Here is a 2,219-nt window from a genome sequence, read left to right on the forward strand (position 1 = left end):
TCTATATGAACACCTACCACTTCAAGGCAAAGCATAACATGATCATCTCCCGGTACGATTTCTTTTTCCCAAACATACTTGCACTCAAGATTCATAAAGCATTCTCGAACCATAGGTGCATTAATCCATGAAGCCTTTTCGACAGTCAATCCGGATGCAGTAATCTCATCTGTTTCAAACTGATTATTCTGAATCGTCGACATACATTCTGCATGATGTTCTTCAGACATAAAATTAATAACGGCTCCCTTTGTCTCACTTATGCTCTGATACAGGTGCCCATGTTTATTTACGCTGGCAAGGATCGCATAAAACCCCTTACCGCGATTGGCACTTGTAAACGTTGCCCAAGACTGCATACAGGCATTGGGAAGTCTATTGGATTTATACGTTGTAACAATAAATAACGGCGAAGGAATTGTTGCAACAAATTCCTTCCAAGAAAAACCAAAATTCTCAGAAAAATCTCCGTATGTTCCTTTCATGCTTTCAGGCATATCCTTGTATGAATATTTCATATGTTTTTCTCCTCATCTATTTTGCTTAAGTACCGGTTAATACGTATTACTCTCGTTCAATCCGTTATATAAATTGGAATTTGTCAATCATAACCTTTTTAAAAATGTCACTATTTCTGCTACTGTTTCCTTAACCGTTCTATTTGTGTTATCTATGTAGAACTGAAATTTACCAGCGTTCTTCTTAAACCAATTATTATATTGAATCTGCCCTGCAATAAATTCATCGCTTCCACACATTCTTTCTTCGGGTCTTGCCTTTAATCTTTTGGTGATTTCTTCATCGGAACAAGTCATTCCAACAAAAAATGTCGATTCAATATCCAGTGGAATACTAACCTTCCCATAAAAATCATATGGATTCATACATGTCACAAAAAGCAAGTTTTTGTCTTTTGACATTCGAACTGCTTCGGCTAAGCAATCGTCACTAAATTTAGTTTCATTCTCTGTTCCTGCATAATCCCACCAATTAATGCCAACTTCATCAGTATCAATACAAGCATAATTCTCTAATATATTACTTTCATTCAATTCATCTTTTATTGTAGATTTCCCAACTCCACAAGCCGCACTTAATATAACTAATTTCTTCATGCATATCTTCCTACGTAAAATTTAATTATCAATGTCTACAAATTGGAATTTAGTTAAAAAAACTCCTGAAATAGATAACATTCCTATCAGGGTCATAAAAACTCATATTGATAGTTCCCCATGGACGTCGCGTAGGTTTTTCAATTATCTCGACTCCCATTAAAAGTAATTTTTCATATTCAGCCTCAACGTCTTCAACTGTAAACGCTAGGCAAATATTTTGGTTGTTGTTATTCTTTTTTGCTCCATCATTATATATTGTGAGTTGTGTTTCCTCACCTATTAAAGTCTGATGTATTTCATCATTACTTCCATTATCTATACCCAACAATTTCTTGTAAAAATTTGCAAGCACTAATACATCATTCGTGTTTAAACATACTTCACCGATTTTCATACATTCACCTCGCAAAATTCAAATTTATCTAACAGTTATACAAATTGGAATTTATCTACCTTCTTGAAGGATATATTTCATTTGCTAAATTGACATTCTATGGTTTTCATCATTTCACAAAATCCATTTTTTTCATAGAATCTTAATCCATCTGTATTTTGAGGAAACACCTGTGTTCTAATGAAATCAGCTCCATGATTAATTCCGTATTCTTTACTTGCTTTCATTAATAAAGAGCCAATTCCCTGACTACGCATTTCTGCTATTACATCTAAATCCTGAATATAAACTACTGTTTGTGGTTTTAAGCATGCCACATTTTTCTGTTTAAGTATCATGACATGAGAAAATCCAATCACTTTAGATTCTGCTTCTGCAACTAAAATATCTTGATTTTCGCTATCAAAAATTCCCTTAAAGAATTCATCATCTCTATATCCAATCACAAAGTGTTCTGGTTGATATTTGACTCCATCTTGCTCCAATTCTAAATATAGAACTCTTAATGCTTCAATATCGTCCATTGTCGCTTTTCTTATCAGCATATCTACCTATCTCCCCTACAAATTCAAATTTTTCTAACTGTTCGATATATTGGAATTTACTTATTTTTATTCTCTTTATTGAAAATTATATTTCATTTGTAACGCGGTTTTCTGCATTACACCATTTTCTTCTTATCAATTTCAAATAATAATCTTATCATC

At 33.1% G+C, this 2,219-nt stretch carries 5 protein-coding genes; 1 reads left to right on the top strand and 4 read right to left on the bottom strand.

What is annotated here, in order from left to right; translation table 11 throughout:
* Positions 1-419 (bottom strand): flavin reductase family protein (locus ACKI3D_RS07770; protein ID WP_407393464.1); only part of this gene is annotated, 419 nt, incomplete at its 3' end.
* Here ACKI3D_RS07770 and ACKI3D_RS07775 point away from each other — a divergent pair.
* A complete protein-coding gene (locus tag ACKI3D_RS07775; protein WP_407393465.1) occupies positions 328-558 on the top strand; it encodes a hypothetical protein in 231 nt (76 codons plus the stop codon). The two genes, ACKI3D_RS07770 and ACKI3D_RS07775, sit on opposite strands and share 92 nt — an antisense overlap.
* Positions 559-605: 47 nt before the next feature.
* Here ACKI3D_RS07775 and ACKI3D_RS07780 read toward each other — a convergent pair whose 3' ends face one another.
* The 3 genes from ACKI3D_RS07780 to ACKI3D_RS07790 form a co-directional block, all read right to left on the bottom strand.
* Positions 606-1,115: an AAA family ATPase gene (locus tag ACKI3D_RS07780; protein ID WP_407393459.1), complete on the bottom strand. Its 510-nt coding sequence runs from the start codon at positions 1,113-1,115 to the stop codon at positions 606-608.
* Between the two features lie 49 nt (positions 1,116-1,164).
* The gene (locus tag ACKI3D_RS07785) at positions 1,165-1,512 is read right to left on the bottom strand and encodes a VOC family protein (RefSeq protein ID WP_407393460.1); all 348 of its coding nucleotides are present in this window, start codon (positions 1,510-1,512) and stop codon (positions 1,165-1,167) included.
* Positions 1,513-1,589: 77 nt separating this feature from the next.
* The gene (locus ACKI3D_RS07790; protein ID WP_407393462.1) at positions 1,590-2,036 is read right to left on the bottom strand and encodes a GNAT family N-acetyltransferase; all 447 of its coding nucleotides are present in this window, start codon (positions 2,034-2,036) and stop codon (positions 1,590-1,592) included.
* Positions 2,037-2,219: the final 183 nt, after the last annotated feature.

It is taken from the genome of Methanobrevibacter sp. (genome assembly GCF_045586545.1).
In the GTDB taxonomy this organism is placed as follows: Archaea; Methanobacteriota; Methanobacteria; order Methanobacteriales; family Methanobacteriaceae; genus Methanocatella.